A 25,718-nucleotide genomic window follows, 5' to 3' on the forward strand; every position below is an offset into this window, starting at 1 on the left:
TTCTTTTTGATCGGTTCCTGGGATCAGAATTCTTCCCAGTTGTCCTGCGAGGTGGCGGCCGCCGTGCTGCCGCCACCGAAGGCCTTGGCGAGGTTGCCGACCATGCGGCGAGCCGGGGAGGCTACTGGGCGCGTCTCGGCCTGAGCCGGAGCCGGGCGTGCTGCGGGACGGGCCGTCGGTGTTGGTGCAGTGTAGCTCGGCGCGGGAGCGCGGTTCGAGGAGGCTGCGCCGCCTGCGACACGGAACTGCGCGACGAAACTCGCCAGATTGCGGGCGCTGTCGGCCAGACGGTGGGTCACGGCGGTCGCCTCTTCCACCATGGCGGCGTTCTTCTGGGTGAACTGGTCCATGTGGTTGACCGAGCCATTGATCTCGTTCAACGCGGTGGACTGCTCACGGGCAGCCGAGGCGATCGACGTGATGTGGTCGTTGATGACGGCCACCTGGTTGGAGATCTCGGAGAGTGCCGAGCCGGTCTGCTGGACCAGCGACACGCCGCCGGCGACGGCTTCACCCGACTTGTTGATCAGCGCCTTGATGTCCTTGGCCGCATTGGCCGAACGCTGGGCGAGTTCACGGACTTCCTGGGCGACGACGGCAAAGCCCTTGCCGGCTTCACCGGCGCGCGCTGCCTCGACGCCGGCATTGAGCGCCAAGAGGTTGGTCTGGAAGGCGATTTCGTCGATGACGTTGATGATCTTCGAAATCTCGCTCGACGCCTGCTCGATGCGGCTCATGGCCTCGATTGCGTTGGACACGACCTTGCTGGAGTTCTCCGTGCTCTGGCGCGCCTTGGTCGCCATGGTTGCAGCTTCGTCTGCCTTGGCCGACGAGCCACGCACGGTCGATGTGATCTCCTCAAGGGCGGCGGATGTCTCTTCCAGAGAGGCAGCCTGCTGTTCGGTGCGCTTCGACAGGTCGTCGGTCGCGGAGCGCATCTCGGCCGAGCTCGCTTCGATGCCCGAGGTTTCGTCGCGGATTTCGGCAAGCGTGCTGCTAAGCTTCTCGACAGAGGCGTTGAAGTCGACGCGCAGACGGTCGAGGTTTCCAGTGAAGGCGCGATCGATGCGAACAGTCAGGTCGCCGTCGCTCAGGCGGTTCAGTCCGTCGGCGAGGGCATCAACGGCTTCCTGAACGAGACGCGCATCTTCGGCCTTGGCGCGCTCACTCTCGGCACGTTCCTGATCTCCTTGGGCTGCTGCTTCAGCCGCGCGGCGCTCGACCTCAATTTTCTGGATGGCGCTTTCACGGAAGACGTTGATTGCACGCGCAAGTGCGCCGACCTCATTCTTCAGGTCCTGATCCGGCACCTCGGTTTCGAGCTGGCCGGAGGCCAGACGGTCTGCAACGGCCGTCAGGCGCGGCAGGGAGCCAATGATGCGACGGACGAGAAGGGTGATCAGCGTTGCGGCGATCAGAAGCACGATCAGCGCAGTGGTGCCGATCGCATAGGTCATTTCGGTCGCGATGCTGTTGATGTCGGCCTTGCGCACGCCGGCATAGAGAATGCCGAGCACATCACCGGCCGGCGAGAAGATCGGCTGATAGATCGTGTAGTATGGCGTCTCCAGGATGACGGCTTCGCCGCGATAGATCTCGCCCTTGACGGAATAGGGATAGACAGCCCCGGTCTGGCCGAGTGCGGTGCCGACGGCGCGGTTGCCGTCCGGCTTGATGATGTTGGTGGTGCGGCGCCAGAAGTCCTTGCTTTCGGCATCCCAGGCAAAGATCGTGGCCGTCTGGCCGGTCATGCGGCCGATAACGTCGATCATGCCGTGCTCGGTGAATTCAGCCGGAATGGCTTCCATGACGATGCGCTGGACATTGCCGTCTGCGGCCCATGTCACGGTCGTGCCGGGCAGATCCCGTTCGATGATCGTGGCCGCCGTGCGAAGACTTGCATCCTGGCCGGCAATTGCCTGCTGCTGGATGCGGGTTTCGATGCTGCCAGAGATGACCCAGGCCACGGCTCCGAGCGCCGCGATCAGGATCAGGACCGTCGTGGCGGTGATTGTTTTCGTGATGCCGAAGCGCGAAAAGATCTGCATAGGGAATGGCCTTTGGTCGTTGACTTGGACGTAAGTCTAAGCGCTTTGAGTTAATCCTTGGTTTTTTAGGGGTTTTCGAAACAGGCTTGACCAAGCGCAAAAACACGATTTTCTGTTGGACTGCCTCCCCAAATCTGGTGTGGCTGGAAGAAAAGAGCCTTGTGATGGTAGAAAAGCGGGAGTTGAAGGCCGGGATCCGGAAGGCGCGGCTGGCGGTCCGGGACGCGATCCCGGCGGAGATGAGACTGGAGCACAGTCTTGCCATGGCGGAACTTGCGGGAGACGATCTATCGCTGGAGCCTGGCCTTGTGATCTCCGGCTTCTTCCCGATCCGTTCCGAGGCGGATATTCGCCCGCTGATGGCGCGGCTGAAAGCCCGGGGTGCGCGGCTCTGCCTGCCTGTCGTTCTCGACAAGGAGACGATTGTTTTCCGCGAACTCGCAGCCGGCGCGGAGCTCGTCGATACCGGATTTGGCACCCGGGGCCCAGGCCCTGAAGCTGCGGTGCTCGATCCCGATCTGCTTCTGGTTCCGCTCTCTGCCTTCGATGCCGGTGGCAACCGGATCGGCTATGGTGCGGGTCATTATGACAGGGCGATCGCCCGTCTCAGGGAAAAAGGCCGGCATCCGCGGCTGATCGGCATTGCATTCGACTGTCAGGAGGTGGCAGAAGTGCCCTATGAGGCCCATGACGTCCGGCTGGAAGCCGTGCTGACCGAGAGCGGCCTTAGAAGATTCATGGAGTGATTGGACGAAAATGCGACTTCTGTTCCTCGGAGACATGGTGGGCAAGACCGGACGTACGGCTGTATGGGAGCGGTTGCCGGGCCTGATCTCCGACCTGAAGCTCGATTTCGTCATCGTCAACGGCGAGAACGCCGCTGGCGGCTTCGGCATCACCGAGGACATCTATCTCGAGACGATCAATGCCGGTGCCGATGTGGTGACGACCGGCAACCATGTCTGGGACCAGAAGGAGGCCGTGTCGTTCTGCACCCGGCACGACCAGTTCCTGCGCCCGGCCAACTATCCGTCCGGCACGCCCGGTAAGGGGTCCGGCCTTTTCTACGCGCGCAATGGTGCGCGCGTGCTCGTCGCCAACATCATGGGTCGGGTGTTCATGCATCCCGAGCTCGACGATCCCTTCAAGTCCGCCGAGACGATCCTGGCTGCCTGCCCGCTTAAGGAGCAGGCAGACGTCATCGTCTTCGATTTCCATGCCGAAGCGACCAGTGAGAAGCAGTGCTTCGGACATTTCGTTGATGGCCGTGCGAGCTTTGTCGTCGGCACCCACACTCATGTGCCGACCGCCGACCACCAGATTCTGAACGGTGGTACGGCCTATATGTCGGATGCCGGCATGTGCGGTGATTATGACTCCTCGCTCGGCATGGAGAAGGAAGAGCCGCTGAACCGTTTCATCTCGAAGATGCCCAAGGGCCGCTTCGAGGCGGCAAGCGGCCCCGCTACGATCTGTGGCGTGGGTGTCGAGATCTCCGACAGCACGGGGCTTGCCGAAAAGATTGCGCCACTCCGGCTCGGGCCGCGGCTCGCCGAGACGATCCCGCCCTTCTGGGCCTGACGGCGGGATCGAGTGTCATGATGGCGACGGGGTCATCAATGGCGCGACGTCTTGCGCTCCAACCTTCCCAGCTTCTGCAAGACTTCGCTGGATGCGACCTCGACGCATTGCAGCTGCTTTAGCGCCGAACCGATGTCACCAGCGTTGTAGCAGCGGACGGCTTCCAGTCCGTGCTCGTGCACCCGGCAATGTGGTTCGTCCAGCGAAAGGAAGTCGCTGTCCTGGCCGAGTGGCGTCGTGCGGGCGCCGAGATACCATTTGCCGAGGCGGCAGTTCTTGTGGTCGGCCAGTTCCCGAGGATCGAGCCTGTCGCGGCCCACCATCATGTTGGCCAGGCGCCGTTTCCAGATCACATGGTCCGATTGCGCCAGCAGAACGACCTTGCCGGGGATGTCTTCCTCGGCCAGAACCTTCAGCCGCCTGTCGAGGCCGGCCTGGGCACTGGCGATCGCATCCATGACCCGGCCGAGTTGGCGGGTCGCGTCGCCGGCGCTCGTGGCGATATGGGTAATCCCGTTTGCCACGCTCGAAGAGGCCGCCTTCTGCTCGACGAGACCGCTTGCGATCTGGGCTGCGCTGTCGGCGCTCTCGTTGACCTGGCGCAGGGCATCCGCGAGCCGGGTTGAAAGCTTGTCGAGGGCAGTCGTGCCGGCACTTGCAGAGCTTCTGCTGACGGACATCGCCTCGTTCATCGAGGTCAGGCCCTGCTCAAGATCCATAACGATCTTGGAAATCTCCGTTGTCGCATTGGCAGTGCGGTCGGAGAGCGCCTTCACTTCCGAAGCGACGACGGCAAAACCGCGCCCAGCCTCGCCGGCGCGTGCCGCTTCGACGGCCGCATTGATTGCGAGCATATTGGTCTGGGACGCGATCTTCTTGATGTTGGCAGCGATCTCTGAAATGCGCGAACCCAGGGTATGGATCGAGGCGATCCGGTCGGAGGCATCGCCGAGAGCCCGGTTGATGCCCTCCATGGTCGTGCGTGTGTCCATGGCCGACTGCCGAGCCTCGTCACAGGCGGCGCCCGCGCGTCGCGTGCCGCCAGAAATCTCTTCGCCGTGACGGGCGATCTCATCCACCGTTGCCGCCATTTCTTCGGCCGCTGCGGCAATGTCATGCGTGCGGTGGTCGACCTGCTTCAGATCGTAGAGCAGATTGGCCGACATGGTGGCAGTTTCGTTGACGTTGACCGATATTTCGACAACGTCCTTCAGTTGAGCGCCCGACCGTTCCTGACAGCGCGCAATCAGGCGCGCGATGGCGCGATCCAGTGGGTCCGAGCCGGACGGCAGTTTGCTGAAATCCTCGTTGAGAGCTGCTTCTATACAATCCAGTAGGGCATAGCCGGTGGTCTGGGTGTCGTGGTCGAATAAGGCTTGCGCCGCCGGCATGGGATGTCCTCTCCAGATGTCTGTCGCAGGATGCAGGCCCCGCGTGGGTGCGAAGATTGACCAGCAGCGCTTAAGGTTCGATTAAGTCTCCCGCCTCGGAACAGGGTTCTTTCTGCGCCTGCGATAACGGCAAATTGACAAGCGCTGCTCGGTCTTGTGCCTTTACCCAAGGGATAAGCTGCCTCATGCTCGCATTTCTGATCTGGATGGGATGCAGGGAGCGGCATGATGCTGAGACTGGTGTTGTCCACGATGGTGCTCTCGGCTTTGGCCGGTGGTGCCTTGGCGCAAGAGGCACAGCGACCGCAGGTCAGCCAGTGCCAATTGATCGCCGAGAAAATTCCCAAGGTTCAGTACGCCAACTTCACGCCTTCATCCTCCGGTGCTCCCGCATTGACGCTAGCGCAGGTGCAGGAAGACGTGGTCATCACCTTCGTCGGCCATTCGACTTTCCAGATCGACACGCCAGCCGGCATCTCGATCGCCACCGATTTCAACGGCTGGCTTCGCACGTCGCGCACGCCTGACGTGGTAACGATGAACAAGGCGCATTCGAGCCACTATACCCTCAACCCGGATCCGGCGATCGGGGCTGTCCTGCAAGGCTGGAACGAAGCCCAGCCGGGCGAACCCATCGAGCATCGCCTGGTCGTTGGCGATGCCTATGTCCGAAACGTGCCGACGGATATCAGAAGCTGGGGCGGCACCATGGAGTCGAACGGCAACTCGATCTTTATCATCGAAGTCGCCGGTCTCTGCATTGGCCATCTCGGGCACCTGCATCACGAATTGACCGACACCCATTACGGCGAGATCGGCCGACTTGATATCGTCATGGTGCCGGTGGATGGGGGGCTGACGCTCGGGGCCGACAGCATGAGCCGGATCGTGCAGCGTCTGCGCTCCGCAGTAATCCTGCCCATGCATCGTCGTGGTCCGCCGATCGAGACTTTCCTGTCGATGTTCGACGATGGTTTCGATACGCAGATCTCGGAGAATCGCGGCTTCACGGTGTCCATGCGGACATTGCCGAAGAAACCGCTGATTCTGGTCTTGCAGGGGGTTTAGGACCCCCTATGGGCCTCAGGCGAAGCGCACCTCGCGGTGCACGCCGACGTCAGGCAGTTTATCGTCACTCATGTTCGCCTTGGCGATCTCCCAGCCGAACTTCAGCGAGCTGTTGGTGGACGCCCAGATCTCGCCGTCGTCCAGCTTGAGTTCCAGAAGCGTCAGCGTCGGATCGGACTTTCCACCCTCGTACCAGGCAGCAACGACCGAGTTCCAGTATTCGTCGATCTTCACCGGATCCTTGTTCTCGACCAACGTGCCTGCGAGGCAGGCGTGATAGTCATGATCCTTGCCAACGACGCAGAAGTGAGCGCGGCTGCCGGGACGCATGGCCTGCACAAGATGGCTATCGGTCTTGGTGAAGAACCAGATGGCGTTACGCTTGCGGTCCGCATTCGGGGCCATCGGCTGCATGTGCATGTTGCCACCCATCAGGCCAAGCATGCCGGCATGGACATTGTCGATTTCATCCCAAAGCTGTTCGACGGGATTTTCGCGGGCTTCGCTGAAACTTGCCATGTTCTATCTCCTTGTCGTGTGTGCTCACAGCAACGAGTTGGGCAGGCACTTGTTCCGGCTTTCTGAACCGCTGTAGCGGCCTTGAAACAGCTGGCTTTCGCCCTTATAAGGCGGCCATTCCCACAAACAGACCTGATCAGGGGTGCCATGGCTGGCCATTCACAGTTCAAAAACATCATGCACCGCAAGGGCAAGCAGGACGGTATCCGTTCGAAGATGTTCTCCAAGCTTGCGCGCGAAATCACCGTTGCCGCAAAGACCGGTCTGCCCGACCCTGCGATGAATGCCGCACTTCGCCTCGCCGTGCAGAACGCCAAGGCGCAGTCGATGCCGAAGGACAACATCGAGCGCGCCATCAAGAAGGCGTCCGGTGCCGATGCCGAGACCTATGACGCGATCCGCTATGAAGGCTATGGCCCTGGCGGCGTTGCCGTCATCGTCGAGACTCTGACCGACAACCGCAACCGCACGGCCTCCGTCGTTCGCTCGACCTTCTCCAAGGCAGGTGGTGCACTCGGCGAAACCGGTTCGGTGTCCTTCTCCTTCGACCATGTCGGCGAAATCACCTACAAAGCCTCCGTCGGCGACGCCGACAAGGTGATGGAAGCGGCGATCGAAGCCGGTGCCGAAGACGTGGTGTCGGATGAAGACGGGCATACGATCTACTGCGCCTTCGAAGACATGAACGAAGTGTCCAAGGCGCTCGAAGCCGTGCTCGGTGGCGCGGAAACCGTCAAGGCAATCTGGAAGCCGCAGAACACTATCGAAGTCGATGAAGAAAAGGCGACCTCGCTGATGAAGCTCATCGACACACTCGAAGACGATGACGATGTGCAGAACGTCTATTCGAACTTCGAAGTCTCCGACGAAGTCATGGCGAAACTCTCGGCCTGATCGTCTGGACCTATCGAGACAAACAAAAGCCCGGCTGTATCGCAGCCGGGCTTTTTGCAATTCAGGGTCCCTGCATCGGCTCAGGCAGCGGCGCTGCGGACGCTTGCGATGACGTCGACGAGTTCGTTGACGATGCGCTCGACCTGGGCGCGGTCGTCGCCTTCAGCCATGACGCGGATCAACGGCTCGGTGCCCGAGGGGCGGATGACCAGACGACCGGACTTGGCAAGCTCTGCCTCCGCGTCAGCGATGGCCTGCTTGACGACGGCGTCTTCCAAGGGCTTGCCGCCGGAGAAGCGGACATTGCGCAGGAGCTGCGGTACAGGCTCGAATCGGTGGCAGAGCTCGCTGACCGTCTTGCCGGTGCGCTTGACCGCTGCCAGGATCTGCAGGGCAGCCACAAGGCCGTCGCCGGTCGTGCCGTGGTCGGCCAGCACGATATGGCCGGACTGTTCGCCGCCAACGTTGAAGTCGTGGTTGCGCATGTGCTCGACGACATAGCGGTCGCCGACCTTGGTGCGGGCAAGCGTCAGGCCCTTGTCGCCGAGGAAGCGTTCCAGGCCGAGGTTCGACATGACGGTCGCGACGATGCCGCCGCCACGCAGCAGCCCATCCTGCGCCCAGGTTTCGGCAACGACCGCCATCAGCTGATCGCCGTCGATGACGGTGCCGTTTTCGTCGACGATGATGACGCGGTCGGCGTCGCCATCGAGTGCGATACCGATGTCGGCGCGGGTTTCATGGACCTTCTTCTGCAGGGCGTCCGGATGGGTCGAGCCGCATTCCAGGTTGATATTCGTGCCGTTCGGCTCGTCGCCGATGGTGACAACGTCAGCACCGAGCTCCCAGAGGGCTGCGGGCGCTACCTTGTAGGCGGCGCCGTTGGCACAGTCGATGGCAACGCGCAGACCGTGCAGCGTCACGTCGCGGGGCAGGGTGCGCTTGGCGAATTCAACGTAGCGGTCATGCACGCCGTCGATGCGCTTCGCACGGCCGATGTCGTTGGGGGCTGCGAGCTGGCCATAGAGGTCCTTCTCGAGCAGTTCCTCGATCTGCTGCTCAAGCTCGTCCGACAGCTTGTAGCCGTCGGGGCCGAAGAGCTTGATGCCATTGTCGGCGAAGGGATTGTGCGAGGCGGAGATCATCACGCCGAGGTCGCAGCGCAGCGAGCGCGTCAGCATGGCGACGGCGGGCGTCGGGATCGGGCCGAGAACGAAAGCATCGAGGCCGGCTGCCGTGAAACCCGCGACCATGGCGTTTTCCAGCATGTAGCCGGAGAGGCGCGTATCCTTGCCGATCACCACCCGGTGGCGGTGTCCGCCGCGGCGGAAGATCGTGCCGGCGGCAATGCCGACACGCATGGCGAGGTCGGGTGTCATGGGGAAGCGGTTGGAGAGGCCGCGAATACCGTCCGTGCCGAAGTAACGACGTGTCATCAAGTGTTCCTTCAAGTCCATTTCGCTGGCGGTCGCTGCACGTGATCAGCCAGGAGCGATCATGCATGGGCCCGCGGTTGGCTGCTCATGCCATAGAACGCGACGAAGAACACGTAAAATAGCGCTAAAGCTCATTACATGCCGTTACTGCCGGAAGGGTCATCCACCGGATTTTGCGGCCAAGGTCCGTTGCTTACAAAAAAGGCCACCCGGTCGGGGGTGGCCTTTGGCTGTTTGTGGAGGCTCGTAATCAGTGCGGCTGCGGTTCCAGCCCGCCTTCCGGTTCGCCACCCTTCGGTGCGTCCTTGCGGCCGGTCGACGGAACGGCGGAGCCACGGCTCGGTGTGCTGTCGTCACCGCTGTCGCGGGACGGCTTTTCACCGCGGATGAGGGCCTTGATCTCTTCGCCCGAGAGCGTCTCGTATTCGAGCAGACCTTCGGCGATCGCTACGAATGCATCGTGGTGGTCGGTCAGGATGCGGCGGGCCTCGGTATAGGCTTCGTCGATCAGGCGACGCACTTCCATGTCGATCTTCTGAGCGGTCGATTCCGAGACGTTCTTCGACTGCGAGACCGAATGACCAAGGAAGACTTCCTGCTGGTTCTCACCATAGGCGACCTGGCCGAGGACATCCGAGAAGCCCCACTGGGTGACCATGGCGCGGGCCAGCTTGGTTGCCTGCTCGATGTCGGAGGAGGCGCCCGAAGTGATGTTCTCCTTGCCGAAGGTCAGTTCTTCAGCGACGCGGCCACCCATCATGATGACGAGGCGCGAGACCATCCATTTGTAGCTCATCGAGTAGCGGTCGCCCTCGGGGAGCTGCATGACCATGCCGAGAGCACGGCCGCGCGGGATGATGGTCGCCTTGTGAAGTGGGTCGGCTGCCGGTACCTGCAGAGCGGTAATGGCGTGGCCGGCTTCATGATAGGCAGTCAGCTTCTTTTCGGCTTCGGTCATGGCGGAGGAGCGACGTTCCGCGCCCATCATGATCTTGTCCTTGGCGTCTTCGAATTCCGACATGGTGACGACGCGCTTGTTGCGGCGGGCGGCCATCAGGGCGGCTTCGTTGACGAGGTTCATCAGATCCGCACCGGAGAAGCCGGGCGTACCACGGGCAAGAACCTTGAGGTCGACATTCGGGGCCAGCGGCACGTTGCGTGCGTGCACCTTGAGGATGCGCTCGCGGCCGATGATGTCGGGGTTCGGCACGACGACCTGACGGTCGAAACGGCCCGGACGCAGAAGGGCAGGGTCGAGAACGTCGGGACGGTTGGTCGCGGCGATCAGGATGATGCCTTCGTTGGCTTCAAAGCCGTCCATCTCGACCAGAAGCTGGTTCAGCGTCTGCTCGCGTTCGTCGTTACCACCGCCAAGACCGGCGCCACGATGGCGACCGACGGCGTCGATTTCGTCGATGAAGATGATGCAAGGGGCATTCTTCTTGGCCTGTTCGAACATGTCGCGGACGCGGCTTGCGCCGACGCCGACGAACATTTCGACGAAGTCAGAACCGGAAATGGTGAAGAAGGGCACGTTGGCTTCGCCGGCAACCGAGCGGGCGAGCAGCGTCTTACCCGTGCCCGGAGGGCCGACGAGCAGCACGCCGCGCGGGATCTTGCCGCCGAGACGCTGGAACTTCTGCGGGTCACGCAGGAATTCGACGATTTCTTCCAGATCCTGCTTGGCTTCGTCGACGCCAGCCACGTCATCAAAGGTGACGCGGCCATGCGCTTCGGTGAGCAGCTTCGCCTTGGACTTGCCGAAGCCCATGGCACCGCGGGAGCCACCCTGCATCTGACGCATGAAGAAGAGCCAGACGCCGAGAATCAGCAGCATGGGGAGAAGCGTGCCGATATAGCTCAGGAAACCGGAGGAGCCGTCCGTTTCGGGGCGGGCCACGATCATGACGTTCTTGGCTTCCAGCTTGGTCAACAGGTTGTCGTCGACCACGGGTGCGTAGGTCTGGAACGCCGTTCCAGACTCGACATACTTGCCCAGAACGCGGTTGCCAGTGACCGTCACTTCACGCACGCGCCCCGCATCCACCTCGCGGAGGAACTGCGAGTAGGGAACCTCGCTGGAGGCCGTCTGCGACGGCGAGGTCTGGAACATGCTGAAGAGCGCGATCAGCAACATTGCGATAATCGCCCAGAGCGCGAAATTGCGAAAATTTGGGTTCATTGAACTCCCCGAACCTGTGGTGCGGGACGAAGCCCCGCAGAATTACTCTCTAACATAGGATCGCGCCGCATCCTTGCCAAGGCAAACGGGGCGTCGCAGATCGTTTTCCGTCAATAAGTCTTAAATCGGACATGCGGGGCTCGGATCCACGCCTATCAACGTGGCAATCATGTCGGCCAATGGCTGGTCGAAACAGGGCATGAAGTCGCCATAGAGCGAGAGCCGCGGGGTTGCCGTCACGGCTGCGCCCTCAGTGTGTCGAACCTCTTTGTTTTCAATGATTTGTGGTGCGTTTTCCTGCAGTGCAGAGCGGATCGAACCGGGTAAGGTGCGATCGATTGTGGGTGCCGGACCGCCCGTAACCGTGATCTCGCTGTCGCTCGAATTCACGATTGTGTAGCGGCCGTCCCAGATGCTGGTCGCACCGGGCGCAAGCGACAGCGGCAAAAGACCGCGCCTTTCGCGCACGAGATGGAGCCGGTCGCGTCGTCGAATGACCAGGGTACCCGACAGGGTCAGGCGAAAATCCGAGCCGTCGTCCAGTTTGAGGCTGAGCCGCGCGAGGCTGTCGGCACCGGGACGATGCGGCTTACCACCCAGCACGGCTACGAGTGCGCCGAGGGCATGATCGCGGATCCCTTTCTCCAAATGTCTGGAGGCATCCAGCGACACGCTCACCAGCATTGCGGGGCCAGCAGTCGCATGGCGCTTCAGCCAGTCTGCCGCTTTTGCCGAAAGCGATGTTCTTTGTCCGACGGCAGCGTCGATCGTTGCGGCATCGAGTGTCTGAGCCGCGCGCCGGGTCCGGACCCGCTCGTAGCGGGGGTCGTCATTGCTCGGGTCATCGATCCAGCTCCGGCCATCGGCCTCGAGACAATTGCGGATCGCTGTGCGGCGGGTGCGCAGAAGCGGACGGAGGATCCAGAGGTGGCCGGCGTAAAGCGTGGCCGGCGCCATGCCGCTAAGACCGAGGACTGAGTCTGCGGAGCGATCCAAGCGCATGGCCACGGTCTCGATCTGATCATCCAGCGTATGGCCGGTGACGATCGCGTCCGCTTTGAGGATGTCTGCTGCATGGGCGAGCAACCGATAACGCGCTTCGCGCGCTGCTGCGGAGAGGCCGCTCTTGGGTTTCTCGCCGGACCAGCGCTCGATCCGATGCGGGATGCCGAGTTCTCGGCAGAGTTCCGAGACCTCGCCGGCCTCGTCGGCAGCTTCCGGCCTCAGGCCATGATCAATCGTTGCGGCGGAGAGTGTGTGGCGGTGGGGATAGGTCTGCCCGTCGATCGCGCGCTTCAGGAACAAGAGAAGTCCGAGCGAATCGCTGCCACCGGATACGGCAACGAGAAGGCGCATGGGACGGTTGAGCGAGACGAGAAATTCTTGGATCGCGGCTTCGGGCATAAGTTCGGGGAGTGAAGATCCTGCCGCGAGCGGGGCGCTCATCAGCAGCCGAGGCGTTTCTGCTCGCTCGCAACCTTGGAGACGACAGCGCGAGAAGCCTTGGGGTAACGCTTGGAGACTTCACGCAGCGTTGCGCAGGCTGTCTCGTTATTGTCGAGGGCGGCGAGCGACATGCCGAGCTTCAGCAGCATCTCAGGCGCCTTGGGCGAGGTGTTGTAGGTCTGATGGGCGTTGAGGAAGGTCTTGGCCGCTTCGTTGTAATTGCCCTGAGAATAGAGCGCTTCACCGAGCCAGAAATTGGCATCAGCGATTCTCGCGCTGCTCGGATAGGCCGCGATGAAATCGCGGAACTCGCTTTCGGCCAGCGAATAGTCGCCTGACAGCACATGGGCATAGGCAATCTGGTAGACGTCGCTCTCGGAATTGAGCGAGGCGGTCTGCTGCGGCGCGGACTGCGGCGTCGCCGAGGGTGCCGTGACGCCGGTATCGACGCCGGGCAGGGCGGTGGAGCTGTTGTTCAATGCATCCTGATTGAGCGTGGCCGTTACGGGCATTCCGTTTTCGTCGAGCGCAATGGAGCCCAGCGTCTGTTCGCCGGGTGCCGTGCCTGGCGACTGGCCGAGACCGGAAGCGTCGGCGGTTACGCCGACGTCCGGGGTTTCGGTGATGATTTCAGCAACCGAATCCTGCTGTCCGTCGCCGTTCGCAGGACGGGTCAGCGAGCCGCTCTTCTTTTCGAGATCCTGGAAGCGGAATTCGTTGTCTTCCTGCTGCTTGCGGATGGCTTCCTGCATTTGCAGAAGCTGGAAGGTCATTTCCTCGATCCGCCCGTTCAGGGCACGGATTTCTTCCTCAAGCTGCTGGACACGCAAAGTCGGATCCGTCGCCTGAGCGAACTGGACTTCGGCCTTCGGCGTATGCCCGGGCGCAGCTTTCTGGCCGAGCTGGACATTCGGAAACAGCTGAAATGCGTTTGCAGTTCCGCTCAGTCCCGTCAGCGAGGCCGTCGCAAGCAGAGCGGCCATCACAAGTTTGTTCATGTTCCTTCTTCCTGTTTTCGCGACGAATTGCGCCGAACCAGCGCCGACAGGAGTTTTCCCAATTGCCTGCAAAAAGCAACCAAGTTCGGCCAAAGTATGGAGAAATGTAAAAGGCGGCCCAAGGGCCGCCTTCAAGCTCTGGTGATGCCGGTGTGAACCGGATCACATGCCGGCGCCACCCAGAACGGTGACGGCGCGGCGGTTTTGCGACCAGCAGGAAATGTCGTCGCAAACCGCGACCGGACGTTCCTTGCCGTAGGAAATGGTCTTCAGGCGCTGAGCTGGAACGCCACGCTGTGCGAGGTAGTCGCGGGTCGCCGCTGCACGGCGGGCACCGAGTGCGAGGTTGTATTCGCGCGTGCCGCGCTCGTCGGCGTGACCTTCGATCGTGATTGCGTAGTTCGGATAACGCTGCAGCCACTGTGCCTGACGATCGAGCGTCTGGGCGGCATCGGCGCGGATGGCGGTCGAGTCGGTGTCGAAGAAGATGCGGTCGCCAACGTTGACGGTGAAGTCCTGGGCAGAGCCCGGGGTGGCGGCGCCAGCGCCACCGGCGCCGAGGCCAAGTTCGCCGGCGCTGTTCGGCAGGTTCTTCTTGTTGGCGCAGCCGGCAAGAGCGAGGGCCACTGCAAATGCGACCATGGCCGGATTGGTTGCCATCTTCTGCAGGCGGCTCTTGGCCGGGGAATGAATGCGGCTCATCGCCGGTCTCCTTGAATTCTCTGTTAGGGTTGCCGGAGCATAACCAATCGCGGTTAACCGGCTTCCAACAATTATGGTGAACGAAGCGTTAATTCTCGTCAGAAACAGTGCAATTGCAGGGCCTTTGAGGCGAGAAAGAGGCGCAAATGCGCCTCTTTCCAGTCACTATTCCATCAGCGGCGACCAGGCCGGGTCGGAGGCGAAGGATGGCGTCTTCACCAATTGCTCGTTGTAGCCCGTAAGGTCGATCGAGTAGAGCTGCGGTCCACCGGCGCCAGCGTTCTGGCGGAAGAACATCAGCACGCGGCCGTTCGGTGCCCAGGTCGGGCCTTCGTTGTGGAAGCCCGTGGTCAGGATGCGCTCGCCGGAACCGTCGGTCTTCATGACGCCGATCGAGAACTTGCCGCCGGACTGCTTGGTGAAGGCGATCAGATCGCCACGGGGCGACCAGACCGGTGTCGAGTAGGAACCGTCACCGAAGGAAATGCGGCGCTGGCCGGAGCCGTCGGCACCCATGACATAAAGTTGCTGGCGGCCGCCACGGTCGCTTTCGAAGACGATCTGGCTTCCGTCAGGCGAATAGGACGGCGATGTGTCAATCGCGGCCGTATTCGTCAGGCGTGTCGTGGTGCGCGAGCGCAGGTCCATCGTGTAGATGTTGGCGTTGCCGTCCTGCTGCAGGCTCATGATGACCCGCTGGCCATCGGGAGAGAAGCGTGGCGCAAAGGTCATGCCGGGGAAATTGCCGACCACTTCGCGGGCGCCTGTTTCCAGCTGCAGGAGATAGACGCGCGGCTGCTGGCCTTCGAACGACATGTAGGTGATTTCCTGGCGGCTCGGCGAGAAGCGCGGCGTCAGGACGATGTCGTTGCTGTTGGTCAGCATGCGGATGTTCTCGCCGTCCTGGTCCATGATGGCCAGCTGGCGCTTGCGGTCGGTCTTCGGGCCGCTTTCCGAGACGAAGACGACACGGGTGTCGAAATAGCCCTTTTCGCCGGTGATGCGCTCATAGATCGCGTCGGCGATCATGTGGGCGACACGGCGCCAGTTCTTCGGATCGGTGAAGAACTGCTGGCCGGTCATCTGCTGGCCACCGAAGGTATCCCAGAGGCGGAATTCGGCGCGCAGGCGGCCATCGGGCTCACGCACGATGCGGCCGACAACCAGGGCCTCGGCCTTCAGGGCTGTCCAGTCGGGAAAGCGCGGTGCCTGGTCAGGGTTCTGGATCCGCTCGATGAAAGCGGCACGGTTGACCGGGGCGAAGAGGCCCGAGCGCTTCAAGTCGGCTTCCACGACCGCAGAGATCTGCGCGCCGATGCCGTCTGCCGAGATGAAGTCGGTGATGGCGATCGGCAGCGGCTGGACGTTGCCGCGGTTGATGTTGATTTCAACGGCTGCGTTTGCAGGCGCCACGAAGGCAGATGCCATGCCGGCACAGACCAGCAGAATTCGGAGGAGGAGAGTTTTCATGCTTATCAAGCCTTTCAGCTCTTACATCAGTTCGCTGGGGTCGAAATTGACGACAACTTCAGACCAAGCGTCGTATTTGTCCGGGGGCAGATTGGTGAAGGGGGCGGACTTGCGCACGGCGCGCACGGCGCCGCTCATGAGGACCTGTTGGGCCGAGGGCGAACCGCCAGTGGCAGTCGCCTCTGGTTCGCCGATCAGGGCGCCATTCTGGTCGAGGCGGAAGGTGACGCGGACGCGCACGTCGGCGGCATCCGCCATACCCGGCGTGATCAGCCAGTTGTCCTGGATGACGCCACGCAGCGCGTCCAGTTCGCTCTGGCTCAGTTTCGAGCCGCCGGTATCGGTGCGGCCGCCGAGTGCTTCCTGATCGGTAGAGCGTTTCGCACCACCGCCGGCAGCATCCGTCTTGTTGAGAAGGGCTGCCACTTCGTCGGCGTTGAAGTCGCTTTCCATCTGCGGTTTGGATTTCGCCGTTTCCTGCGCCTTGGTGTCCTGCTTGGCATCGGGCTTGGGCGCCGGCTTCTTTTCCGCCGGCTTGGCGATCTCGGGCTTCGGACGCGCAGCCGGGATCGGCGCCTGCTCGGGCAGGGGGATCTCTTCGGCTACAGCTTCTTCCGCGGGTTGGGGCTCAGTGGGCTGGGGTTCCGGCTCCGGCGGCGGGGCCGTGTCTTCCTTGACCACTTCCTTCACCTCGTTCGCCTTTGGATCAGGCGTCGGCGCCGGTGTCTCGACCTTCTTTGGCGCGGCCGCGACTTCCTGTTCGACCGGACGCTTGGAGGGGGTCGGTGGTGATTTCAGATCGACGTCGTTGTCACCGATATTTTCGGCGGGCTCGGCAATCGCCGGCTTCTGGGTCGGCACGGGTGCGGATTTCTCCGCCAGCGGCGCGTCTGTCGAACCCTTCTGGATCTGGGTGAACTCCTCGATCGGAACGATATCGACCGGGAGCGTTTCCATGGGGGCAAATTCGAGTTTTGCGGGCGAGCCGAGGCTCACCAGCGCCGCCGAGAGCGCCAGAGTGTGCAGAAGCGAGGATGTGAAGAGGCTGCCCTTCATGTCCGTCCGATCAGTTCTGCTGTTCCTGCAGGGTCACAAGACCAATATTGGTGAAACCTGCGGCCGAAATCCGCGCCATGACCTGCATGACGATGCCGTAGGTGGCGGCGGTATCGGCGCGCACGAAGATGCGTTCACTGTAGCCGGTGGTGGCGATCGCCTGCAGTTTCGGGACGACTTCCTCGATCGGGATCGCCGTTTCCTGCAGATAGATTTCGCCGGCCGGATTGACCGAGACGGTGATCGGCTGATTTTCGCTGCTCATCGCCTGGGCCTGGGTCTGTGGCAGGTCGATCGGCACGCCAACGGTCATCATCGGGGCTGCGACCATGAAGATGATCAGCAGAACGAGGACGACGTCGACGAACGGCGTGACGTTGATTTCGCTGACGAGCGCGCGCTTTCCGCCCCGCCGTCCGCGGCGTCCGCCACCCTTGCTCCCTGATCCAACCGACATACCCATGATGCGTCTCCTGCCTTCCGGGCCTTACTGTGCTGCCTGGCGCGGCTGCAGCTTCTCGTCGATCTGGCGCGACAGGATGGCCGAGAATTCGTCTGCAAAGCCTTCCATGCGGGATGCGAGCTTGCCGGCCTCACCGGAGAACTTGTTGTAGGCGATGACGGCCGGGATAGCGGCGATCAGGCCGATGGCGGTCGCGAGCAGTGCTTCGGCGATACCGGGGGCGACGACTGCAAGGCTTGCATTGTTCGAGCCGGCAATTGCCTGGAAGGAGGTCATGATACCGATTACGGTACCGAAAAGGCCGATGAAGGGGCCGGCCGAACCGATGGTGGCCAGAGACGACAGACGCGATTCGAGCGCTTCGGATTCGCGTGCCATGGTCACATCCATGGCGCGGTCGATGCGCATCTGCAGGCCGATAGGCGAACGGGCGCCGCGCTCGAAGCTCTTCTTCCATTCGCGCATGGCGGCGACGAAGATGGCGGCAAGGCCGGTATTGCTGCGCTCGGCAAGCGTGCGATACAGCTCTTCCAGCGACTGGCCGGACCAGAAGACCTGTTCGAACTGGTCGAACTGGCGTCGCGCGCGGGCATAGCTCACATATTTGTCGATGACGATTGCCCAGGTCCAGACGGAGGCGGCCACCAAGCCGATCATGACCAGCTTGACGATCAGGCCTGCCTGCATGAAGAGGCCCCAAAGGCTCACATCATGCGCTGCTGCAGCCATTCCAACTTGTTCCATCGCCTTCAATTCCCCGAAATCCAAACGCCCGGTGGGTTGGACCGGGCGGTGACATGAGCTCTACTGGTGGAAAATGTTTGCGGTCGCAGCCGCCGAAACCCTTTTCCCGCCTTAGCTCCCAGAGTGCTTCTGGTATGAAAATTTGGTCAAAGGAAGGCGTGCGATGCACAAACTTCCAGCCTCCGAGTAAGACCCGATTAAGGTTAAAAAGGGGTTACCGCAGAGCTCGCTCAGGGCTTTGTGAAGTCAGGTGAGGAACTGCCTGGCGAGATCGTCCGGCAGGCGTCTGGGGCGGCCGTTGCGATTGACGACAGCGATCACGACCTTTGCCGCGATCAGCAACTGATCCGTGCGGCGGATCTCCTGTTGCAGGATCATCTTGGCGCCCCCGGCCTTCTCCGTTCGCGTCACGACAGTGATGATGTCATCCATGCGGGCAGGGGCTTTGAAATCGATCTCCATCCGATGAACCATGAAAGCGAGGCCTTCGTCGGATGTCTCGAAAAGGGTCGATTGCTCGACACCGAGACAGCGCAGATAGTCGGTCCGGGCGCGCTCCATGAAATGGAGGTAACGGGCATGATAGACGGCACCGGAAAAATCGGTGTCTTCGTAGTAGACCCTCTGGATCAGGTGATGGCCGTCTGCTGTCAGTCTGCCGGAGAGCGATATTTCCATCGAAGACATTGTCGTCCCTGGTCCTGCATGGGCGTGCACTGCTTGGTGCCTGCCCCGGTGATTTTGTCTTCAGGCGCATAGCAGAAAGTGCAGGAGCTTCGCAAACCAGGATGCGCCTGCTCGGCTATCCGCTTGGGCCAGATAGAAAGGCCGGCCCTCGAGCGCCGGCCTTCCGTTTCAGTCTTGATCAGGAAAGCCCCATGACGGGTTCCGACCGATCGCGCAGGCTTGATGGGTGTTCGGATCGCTGGTCGTCACCGAGCGCCAAAAGCATGAGCTGCGTCGCCAGCAAGGCCAGCGTGAGCAGCAGGGCATAGGCAAGCAGGATCGTCGTCATCGGGACGACGAAATTGAGCTGCGGCATCGCCCCGAGAAGCAGGGGCACGTACCAGGAGGTGGCCGACAGGGCGCCTGAGGCAAAGAACAGGCTGCGCTGTCCGGTCGACATTCCGTCGAGCAGCGAGCGCCCGATCTGCGCTTTTACCTTGGGGAGTACGGCCATGTGCAGGAAGACCCCGTTGATCGTCAGGATGAGGACGATCGTCATTTTGGCCCAGACCTTTTCATTCTCGAGCCGGATCGGATCGAAGGCGCTGTAATAGGCGAGAAAGCCAAGGCCTGTAATCCACAGGAGGATCAAGCCGGCATTGACGATGCGGGAACCGAAATGGAAGACGTTCCACTGGTCGCTCGTCACCTTGCCCTTTAGGAAAAACTTCAGGATCATCAGGTCGAGAACGGTTGCCGCTCCCAGGCCCAAGGCAAGGCCTATGAAGTGGACAATGCGCAACCCCGTCTTGATGGATGCGGCGGGATCGAGGCGTAAAGTATCGATAAGGTACATGAGGCCCATAACGGGAATCCTTCAGGTTGTGCGAGGCCCCCACTTCCTCCTTCTGTCCAGTTTTACAGACGTGCGGAACCATTTCCGCAAACGCCGGGCGTATGCTGACTGTGAGTTCAGGAATTACGCATTGCGTCGACTTAAGGGGCCGCACTTAACCTTAGGTCCATCGCCTCATTACTGGCGTATATGGACGGAAAAGGGGCTGGCATGTGGCGTCATTATGATATGCAGATTGTCCGATGCACGCGCCCCGCAGATGCGTTGCGACCTGCATTGTCAGGCTTCGCCCGGGTTCATGACCTGCGCTTCTGTTATCCCGAGACGCTGAAGAACATCCGAACGACTTGCCGCGTCATCGGCTACGATGAACTCGTCGATCTGTGGTGGCTCGATGCTGGTGCCGGCCAGCATGGCATGGGTCTGGCCGCGATGATGGGTCTGGTGCTGGAAGAGGTGGGAGAGCACGTCGTCGCAGCGCTCCACCTGGATGCGCCCTCCGCGGTGAATACTCACAGGGCGGTCGAGGTTTTCATGGTTCAGGGCCAAACAAAAGGCGAGCAGCCGCCGGTCGGATGCCAATTGCGCCGCGCGGAGTTCGGCCCGGTCCGGAAACGGGATCTGAGCGGCCCATGCCTTCGGGCCAAGATCACCGCCTTCAAGCGCGTCGACATAGAACCAGTCGATGATCAGGATATGATTGAGTGTTGCCACGAGTGAGGGAAAGAAGCCCGTGCGGGGTGCCTCGAGTTCTCCGACCTCCAGCTGCGAGACTGCCTCATGCAGGCGATCATTGGCCAGCATGTTGGCATAGGCGAGCTTGCGGACGAAGCGAAGGGCGCTCATGACTGGTCAAGATCCCCGTCGTGCCAGACGATGTGTTTCGGGGACGCCGGCAGGCACTCGATCTCGTCGGCGATAAAATAGGGCGGGATGTCGAGTGCGATCAGCGCATCCCGCGTGGCCGGCACCCATTTAAACTCAAGGCTGTTCTTGCCGTCCTCGTTTCGATGGATGATGTCGGTCGCGTGAAAGGGGAAGACCTCGGGGACCTCCATCCGATAGTAGAGCCCGAGTTCGTGCCAGGCCTTCTGTTCGTAGTCGAAGAAGTTTTCGACGATCCAGAGCAGCTCGCGGACCTCTGCGGTCACACCCAGCTCCTCCTGCATTTCACGCACCAGCGTCTCAGACGAGGTCTCACCGATCTCTGCTCGGCCGCCCGGAAAGGTCCAGAAGGTCTCATGGGTGGCGCGGTGGACCAGCACATGGCCGTCGCGGAAGGCAAGGCCCGCTATGCGATGGTTGAATCGCCGCTTGCCGTCCTTGATGGTGATCAGTGTGCGTTTCGACACGGGTTCAGTCATCCTCAAGCGTCAGCCGGAATTGCGCGGCCTCGAGATCCTTGGGCGGGGTCATACCGAGGTGCTTCCAAGCGGTGGCCGTCAACACGCGGCCACGCGGTGTGCGCTGGATGAAGCCCTGCTGGATCATGTAGGGCTCGATAATGTCCTCAATCGCGTCGCGCGGTTCGGACAGGCCTGCGGCGATGGTTTCGATGCCGACGGGGCCGCCGCCGAAGTTGACGGCGATCATCGAGAGGTAGCGCATGTCGAGCTGGTCGAGGCCCATATTGTCGACATTGAGCCGCGTCAGGGCTTCGTCGGCGATCTGGCGAGTGACGGCCTCGGCGCGGGCGACTTCGGCGAAGTCGCGGACGCGGCGGAGCAGGCGACCGGCGATGCGTGGCGTGCCGCGCGCGCGGCGGGCGACTTCACGGGCGCCGTCCTCGGTCATCGGCAGGTTGAGGAGCCGGGCGCCGCGACGGACAATCGATTCCAGTTCCTCGACGGTGTAGAAATTCAGCCTGACAGGGATGCCGAAGCGGTCGCGCAGCGGGGTCGTCAAAAGGCCGAGGCGCGTGGTTGCGGCCACCAGCGTGAACTTCGACAGGTCGATCTTCACCGACCGGGCTGCCGGGCCTTCGCCGATGATCAGGTCGAGCTGGAAATCCTCCATGGCCGGATAGAGGATTTCCTCGACGGCGGGGCTCAGGCGATGGATTTCGTCGATGAAGAGCACGTCGCGCTCTTCGAGATTGGTCAGAAGGGCCGCGAGGTCGCCGGCCTTGGCTATGACGGGCCCGGAGGTCGAGCGGAAGTTGACGCCGAGCTCCTTGGCCATGATCTGGGCGAGCGTCGTCTTGCCAAGACCGGGAGGGCCAACGAAGAGCACATGGTCCAGTGCCTCGCCCCGGTTCTTCGCCGCCTCGATGAAGATCTTCAGATTGGCGCGCGCCTCGGCCTGACCGGTAAAGTCGTCGAGCGTCTGCGGGCGCAGCGCCGCGTCCAGGTCTTCGCCACGCTTTTCCGGCGTCAGGATCGGGTTGTTTGTGTTCATGCGAGAAGTTCCATGCCGGGTACGCGGGAGGCGGCGCGTTTGTCGAAGGTCTTTATGGAGGCGCAGCCTTCTTGAAGAGATCGGGCCGAAATCAAGGCATCGGCAAAGTCGGCGTTTTTCTGTTCGACGTGTCGCAACGCCTTGACGACCAAATCGTGACTTTCAACCGTCAGTCCCCGAACCTGCAGGAGCTTGGCGATGGCCGCTGATGCGTCCCGTCTCGAATAGCCGAGTTGCGAGCGCATTGCCCAGTCCAGTTCCAATACGCAGATCAGTGGGAGAAAGGCGAGATAGTCCTTCCCGAGCCCTTCGGCAAAACGCAAGGCAAGTCGTCGTTGGTCAGGATCGTCATTTGTCAAAAGCCGGATAACGATGTTGGTATCGAGGCCGACCAGGGTCATGCCGCGATGTCCGAGGGATCGTCGCCTCCGGTGAGCAGCGCGTTTGCGCCCGCCGTCCGGATGACCGCTTCGTCGATCTCTTCCAATGTCGCGCGCCCGTTGGGCGGGGTCCCCAGAAAACCCGCCAGATCCTTCATGTCGATGTTCTTCGGCGTGATGACGATTTCTCCGCCGACAACGCTATAGACCATCTGATCTCCTGGGTTCAGCTTCAAAAGCTCACGCATCTCCTTGGGAATAGTGATCTGGCCCTTGGCCGACATGGTAGCTTCCCAGACCTTCATCGAGCACTCCGACATTTTTCGATTTTTCCGACTATACTCGAAATTTCCGCAGGCATCAATTTTGTCGGAGTGATCACCGCGACAGCTCCTTCAGCCCCAGCCGGATCAACTTGGCGCTGTCAGCCCCTTCGCCGCCGTTCTTCAAGGCTGCTGCGATCGCGTTTGCAGCCTGATCGCGGGAATAGCCGAGATTGGTGAGCGCCGAGACAGCATCGGCGACGGGGGCGGAGGCTACGCCTTCGCCAAGTTCCTGCTTGAGGCCGATATTGGCGGCGGCCTCGCCGGCAAAGGCGGGTGCCTTGTTCTTCAGTTCTGTGACGAGGCGCAGCGCGACTTTCGGGCCGACGCCGGGTGCGCGGGAGATTGCAGCCTTGTCCTGTAGCGCGATCGCATTCGCCAGTTCCGACGGGGTGAGCGTCGAGAGGACGGCGAGCGCCACCTTGGCGCCGACACCTTGCACGCTTTGCAAGAGGTTGAACCACTCGCGCTCTAGCGCGCTCATGAAGCCGAAGAGTTTCAGCTGGTCTTCGCGCACATAGGTCTCGATGAACAGGACGACGGCTTCACCGGCAGAGCCGATGCGCGACAGGGTGCGGGCCGAGCAATGCGCGACGTAGCAGACGCCGTGGACATCGACGAGGACGTAATCGTCGCCGATTTCGTCGATGGTGCCTTTGAGTTTGCCGATCATGGATGCGTCCGTCGCGTTACAGGGGATGGGTTTCGGGGGAGATGAGGGGCACGTCTGGAAAGTAGGTGCGATAGCTCTTGGGGTCTCTTGTCAGGATCTTGTGATTGCGGATCGCGGCGTGGGCGCCGATGAGGAAGTCGGGGAGAACCCGATCACGTCCTACGCCGGCGCGGCGATAGATGCGAAAGGCCACGCCGGCTGCGAAAGCGGCTGCCCAGGGCAGGTTTTCCCGGTGGAAATCTGACGGCGGAAGCAATTCCTCGACTTCATCGCGATCGGAATATCGTACCGAAAACTCCGAATAGATGATCGGGTTGATGACAAGCGGTTCGTCTTTTGCCAGCCGCATCAACTGGCCACGCGACCAGGCGAGCCATATTGGATCGCGCACCGCGACGTCCACCAGCACGTTGGTGTCGACCATAACAGCCATCGTTCAGCGATCCCTGGTCATCTGCATCAGCGTGTCTGCATTGATTTCCGGATCGCCGGTCCCTTCCAGTCGCGCCAATGCTTCCATCAGGCCTGCCAAGCGCGTCTTTTCTTGCTGGGCCTCGGCTCCATTTTTCGGCGTCAGCATCAAGCGGCCGTCCTCGACGGTAAACACGACTTCGGAATTCGGCTCGATGCCTATGAGTTCACGCAGATCGCGGGGAATGGTTACCTGACCTTTTGATGTCACACGCATGGCTCGCCTCCGATCAGGTAAGAATAAATCTTACAGATGGAACAAGTCAAGAACAAATCAGGCGGAGGCCAGCACCTTTCGCATGCGATCACCGCCGCGATTATGGGCATGACAGATGGCGATGGCGAGGGCATCGGCCGCGTCATTGCCCTTGAATTCGGCCTTCGGCATCAGGATCTTCAGCATCATGTGGATCTGTGCCTTTTCGCCATGGCCGACGCCGATGACGGCTTTTTTCACGGCATTCGGGGCATATTCGGCAACCGGCAAACCGGCGCGGGCAGGGACCAGCATGGCGATCCCACGTGCCTGGCCGAGCTTCAGGGTGGCCACCGCGTCCTTGTTGACGAAGGTCTGTTCGACGGCCGCTTCGTCGGGTTTGTAGGCATGGACCACTTCGGCCAATCCGTCATGCAACTGGCAAAGGCGCGATGCGAGGTCCATGTCTCCGTCGGAGGTGACCGTACCCGAAGCGACGAACCGCAGCGAGTTGCCGAGTGTCTCGATCACGCCCCAGCCGCAGCGGCGAAGGCCCGGATCGATGCCGATGATGCGAATCGTTGAAGTCATGGCCAAATCCTAGTGAAGGTCAGGGGAGGAGTGCCACTGAAATGTGAACAAAACAAAAACAAACGAAGTGATTATAATTTATCATCGTCGCCTCTTGGGCGCCTGTTCGGCTCTCCCTACATGATAGGTCTAACAGACCGAAGGCCGCCGACATGATCCCGTTTTCCATTCTCGACCTCTCCCCGATTGCCGAAGGGCATAGTGTGCGCGAAGCGCTTGATGCATCGCGGCGGCTTGCCCAGGTGGCGGAGAAAAACGGCTACCGTCGCTTCTGGCTTGCCGAACATCATGGCATGCCCGGTATCGCCAGCGCTGCAACCGCACTCGTCATTTCGCATGTCGCTGCCGGCACGCAGACGATCCGCGTCGGTTCGGGCGGCATCATGCTGCCCAATCACTCGCCGCTGGTGATCGCGGAACAGTTCGGAACGCTGGAGGCGCTTTATCCGGGGCGCATAGAGCTCGGTCTCGGTCGAGCTCCGGGCACCGACATGCGCACGGCGCGCGCCCTTCGCCGCAACATGGAAGCAGGCGCTGAGAGCTTCCCCCATGACATCATCGAATTGCAGCGGCTGCTCGGGGCTCCGGATGAAGAAGCCGGCTTGATCGCCGTGCCCGGCATGAACAGCCATGTGCCGATCTGGCTCCTCGGTTCCAGTCTCTACAGCGCGCATCTCGCCGCGGCGCTGGGGCTGCCTTATGCCTTCGCCTCGCATTTTGCGCCCGATCAGCTCCTCGAAGCCGTCGAGATCTATCGCGAACGCTTCCAGCCCTCGGCGGGCCTGCAGAAGCCGTACGTCATGGTCGGGGTCATGGCAGCCATCGCCGAAACGGATGCAGAGGCGTCGCACCTCTTCACCTCGGCACAGCAGCAGTTCGTCAATTTGCGACGCAACATCCGCCGGGCTTTTCCGCGTCCCGTCGACACAATGGAGGGTTTCTGGACCGAGATCGAGCGCATCGGGGTCGAACATACGCTGCGTTATTCCATCGTTGGGTCGCGGGAGACCGCATTGGACAAACTGGAGCGCTTCCTCGCGGCGGTCCGTCCCGACGAGGTGATCGTCTCGACGCCGGTGCATGACCTTTACGCCCGCCTACGGTCTGTCGAACTGTTTGCAGGTCTCAGACAGGGCGTCGAGCAGACGGCCTGACCCCCTGGATTAC

General features: G+C 61.6%; 28 protein-coding genes. 5 read left to right on the top strand and 23 right to left on the bottom strand.

All coding sequences use genetic code 11. The annotated features are described in order from the left end of the window. Nucleotides 1-23: 23 nt before the first annotated feature. Nucleotides 24-2,048: a methyl-accepting chemotaxis protein gene (locus BSY240_RS19940; RefSeq protein WP_069043474.1), complete on the bottom strand. Its 2,025-nt coding sequence runs from the start codon at nt 2,046-2,048 to the stop codon at nt 24-26. A 164-nt stretch (nt 2,049-2,212) separates the two neighbouring features. Here BSY240_RS19940 and BSY240_RS19945 point away from each other — a divergent pair, with 164 nt between their 5' ends. Continuing rightward, nucleotides 2,213-2,794, top strand: a complete 582-nt coding sequence (locus BSY240_RS19945; RefSeq protein WP_069043475.1) for a 5-formyltetrahydrofolate cyclo-ligase — start codon at nt 2,213-2,215, stop codon at nt 2,792-2,794. A 10-nt stretch (nt 2,795-2,804) separates the two neighbouring features. Continuing rightward, a complete protein-coding gene (locus BSY240_RS19950) occupies nt 2,805-3,629 on the top strand; it encodes a TIGR00282 family metallophosphoesterase (protein ID WP_054148274.1) in 825 nt (274 codons plus the stop codon). A 35-nt stretch (nt 3,630-3,664) separates the two neighbouring features. On the opposite strand, the gene BSY240_RS19955 is transcribed toward BSY240_RS19950, so the two are convergent. Beyond that, nucleotides 3,665-5,020, bottom strand: a complete 1,356-nt coding sequence (locus tag BSY240_RS19955; RefSeq protein ID WP_069043476.1) for a methyl-accepting chemotaxis protein — start codon at nt 5,018-5,020, stop codon at nt 3,665-3,667. Nucleotides 5,021-5,245: 225 nt separating this feature from the next. Between BSY240_RS19955 and BSY240_RS19960 the strand changes: the two genes are divergently transcribed. Further along, nucleotides 5,246-6,088 (top strand): MBL fold metallo-hydrolase, encoded by an 843-nt coding sequence (locus BSY240_RS19960; RefSeq protein WP_054148276.1) that lies wholly within the window; start codon nt 5,246-5,248, stop codon nt 6,086-6,088. Nucleotides 6,089-6,103: 15 nt separating this feature from the next. Here BSY240_RS19960 and BSY240_RS19965 read toward each other — a convergent pair whose 3' ends face one another. Further along, nucleotides 6,104-6,607, bottom strand: coding sequence for a pyridoxamine 5'-phosphate oxidase family protein (locus BSY240_RS19965; protein ID WP_069043477.1), 504 nt, complete (start codon nt 6,605-6,607; stop codon nt 6,104-6,106). Between the two features lie 147 nt (nt 6,608-6,754). Here BSY240_RS19965 and BSY240_RS19970 point away from each other — a divergent pair, with 147 nt between their 5' ends. Further along, a complete protein-coding gene (locus tag BSY240_RS19970; RefSeq protein WP_054148278.1) occupies nt 6,755-7,501 on the top strand; it encodes a YebC/PmpR family DNA-binding transcriptional regulator in 747 nt (248 codons plus the stop codon). An 80-nt stretch (nt 7,502-7,581) separates the two neighbouring features. Here the strand turns inward: BSY240_RS19970 and glmM are convergent, their stop codons facing one another. The 20 genes from glmM to ruvC form a co-directional block, all read right to left on the bottom strand. Beyond that, complete coding sequence (glmM, locus tag BSY240_RS19975; protein WP_054148279.1) at nt 7,582-8,937, bottom strand: phosphoglucosamine mutase; 1,356 nt, start codon at nt 8,935-8,937, stop codon at nt 7,582-7,584. Between the two features lie 250 nt (nt 8,938-9,187). Further along, on the bottom strand, nt 9,188-11,119 hold the full coding sequence (gene ftsH / locus BSY240_RS19980) for an ATP-dependent zinc metalloprotease FtsH (protein ID WP_069043478.1): 1,932 nt from the start codon (nt 11,117-11,119) through the stop codon (nt 9,188-9,190). 120 nt (nt 11,120-11,239) lie between these two features. Then, on the bottom strand, nt 11,240-12,565 hold the full coding sequence (tilS, locus tag BSY240_RS19985; RefSeq protein ID WP_069043479.1) for a tRNA lysidine(34) synthetase TilS: 1,326 nt from the start codon (nt 12,563-12,565) through the stop codon (nt 11,240-11,242). Further along, nucleotides 12,565-13,563, bottom strand: a complete 999-nt coding sequence (ybgF, locus tag BSY240_RS19990; protein ID WP_054148282.1) for a tol-pal system protein YbgF — start codon at nt 13,561-13,563, stop codon at nt 12,565-12,567. Before ybgF ends, tilS begins: the two co-directional genes overlap by 1 nt. Nucleotides 13,564-13,725: 162 nt before the next feature. Next, nucleotides 13,726-14,265: a peptidoglycan-associated lipoprotein Pal gene (pal, locus tag BSY240_RS19995; RefSeq protein WP_054148283.1), complete on the bottom strand. Its 540-nt coding sequence runs from the start codon at nt 14,263-14,265 to the stop codon at nt 13,726-13,728. Between the two features lie 165 nt (nt 14,266-14,430). After that, nucleotides 14,431-15,735, bottom strand: a complete 1,305-nt coding sequence (gene tolB, locus BSY240_RS20000; protein WP_054148284.1) for a Tol-Pal system beta propeller repeat protein TolB — start codon at nt 15,733-15,735, stop codon at nt 14,431-14,433. 21 nt (nt 15,736-15,756) lie between these two features. Further along, nucleotides 15,757-16,791: a cell envelope integrity protein TolA gene (locus BSY240_RS20005; protein WP_054148285.1), complete on the bottom strand. Its 1,035-nt coding sequence runs from the start codon at nt 16,789-16,791 to the stop codon at nt 15,757-15,759. A gap of 10 nt (nt 16,792-16,801) precedes the next feature. Then, nucleotides 16,802-17,254 (bottom strand): protein TolR, encoded by a 453-nt coding sequence (tolR, locus tag BSY240_RS20010; protein ID WP_054148286.1) that lies wholly within the window; start codon nt 17,252-17,254, stop codon nt 16,802-16,804. Nucleotides 17,255-17,278: 24 nt separating this feature from the next. Beyond that, nucleotides 17,279-17,998, bottom strand: a complete 720-nt coding sequence (gene tolQ, locus BSY240_RS20015; protein WP_054148287.1) for a protein TolQ — start codon at nt 17,996-17,998, stop codon at nt 17,279-17,281. A 246-nt stretch (nt 17,999-18,244) separates the two neighbouring features. Next, entirely contained in the window at nt 18,245-18,685 is a 441-nt protein-coding gene (gene ybgC, locus BSY240_RS20020) for a tol-pal system-associated acyl-CoA thioesterase (RefSeq protein WP_069043480.1), read from the bottom strand. 178 nt (nt 18,686-18,863) lie between these two features. Further along, entirely contained in the window at nt 18,864-19,529 is a 666-nt protein-coding gene (locus BSY240_RS20025; RefSeq protein ID WP_069043481.1) for a hypothetical protein, read from the bottom strand. Between the two features lie 270 nt (nt 19,530-19,799). Then, on the bottom strand, nt 19,800-20,366 hold the full coding sequence (locus BSY240_RS20030) for a DinB family protein (protein WP_069043482.1): 567 nt from the start codon (nt 20,364-20,366) through the stop codon (nt 19,800-19,802). Continuing rightward, nucleotides 20,363-20,872 (bottom strand): NUDIX hydrolase, encoded by a 510-nt coding sequence (locus tag BSY240_RS20035; RefSeq protein WP_069044067.1) that lies wholly within the window; start codon nt 20,870-20,872, stop codon nt 20,363-20,365. The genes BSY240_RS20030 and BSY240_RS20035 overlap by 4 nt, the downstream gene beginning before the upstream one ends. A gap of 4 nt (nt 20,873-20,876) precedes the next feature. Continuing rightward, entirely contained in the window at nt 20,877-21,917 is a 1,041-nt protein-coding gene (gene ruvB / locus BSY240_RS20040; protein ID WP_054148290.1) for a Holliday junction branch migration DNA helicase RuvB, read from the bottom strand. Next, entirely contained in the window at nt 21,914-22,318 is a 405-nt protein-coding gene (locus BSY240_RS20045) for a PIN domain-containing protein (protein WP_083229683.1), read from the bottom strand. Before BSY240_RS20045 ends, ruvB begins: the two co-directional genes overlap by 4 nt. Then, nucleotides 22,315-22,602 carry an AbrB/MazE/SpoVT family DNA-binding domain-containing protein gene (locus tag BSY240_RS20050; protein ID WP_069043483.1) on the bottom strand — a complete coding sequence of 96 codons (288 nt, stop codon included), beginning with the start codon at nt 22,600-22,602 and terminating at the stop codon, nt 22,315-22,317. The genes BSY240_RS20045 and BSY240_RS20050 overlap by 4 nt, the downstream gene beginning before the upstream one ends. 73 nt (nt 22,603-22,675) lie before the next feature. Then, the gene (gene ruvA / locus BSY240_RS20055; RefSeq protein WP_069043484.1) at nt 22,676-23,293 is read right to left on the bottom strand and encodes a Holliday junction branch migration protein RuvA; all 618 of its coding nucleotides are present in this window, start codon (nt 23,291-23,293) and stop codon (nt 22,676-22,678) included. A 16-nt stretch (nt 23,294-23,309) separates the two neighbouring features. Continuing rightward, entirely contained in the window at nt 23,310-23,726 is a 417-nt protein-coding gene (locus BSY240_RS20060) for a type II toxin-antitoxin system VapC family toxin (protein WP_069043485.1), read from the bottom strand. Between the two features lie 3 nt (nt 23,727-23,729). Then, on the bottom strand, nt 23,730-23,981 hold the full coding sequence (locus tag BSY240_RS20065; protein WP_054148295.1) for an AbrB/MazE/SpoVT family DNA-binding domain-containing protein: 252 nt from the start codon (nt 23,979-23,981) through the stop codon (nt 23,730-23,732). A gap of 57 nt (nt 23,982-24,038) precedes the next feature. Then, nucleotides 24,039-24,551 carry a crossover junction endodeoxyribonuclease RuvC gene (ruvC, locus tag BSY240_RS20070; protein WP_054148296.1) on the bottom strand — a complete coding sequence of 171 codons (513 nt, stop codon included), beginning with the start codon at nt 24,549-24,551 and terminating at the stop codon, nt 24,039-24,041. Nucleotides 24,552-24,703: 152 nt separating this feature from the next. On the opposite strand from ruvC, the gene BSY240_RS20075 reads away from it, so the two are divergent. Further along, nucleotides 24,704-25,705: an LLM class flavin-dependent oxidoreductase gene (locus BSY240_RS20075; RefSeq protein WP_069043486.1), complete on the top strand. Its 1,002-nt coding sequence runs from the start codon at nt 24,704-24,706 to the stop codon at nt 25,703-25,705. Nucleotides 25,706-25,718 lie beyond the last annotated feature (13 nt).

This window comes from Agrobacterium sp. RAC06 (genome assembly GCF_001713475.1).
Taxonomy (GTDB): domain Bacteria; phylum Pseudomonadota; class Alphaproteobacteria; order Rhizobiales; family Rhizobiaceae; genus Allorhizobium.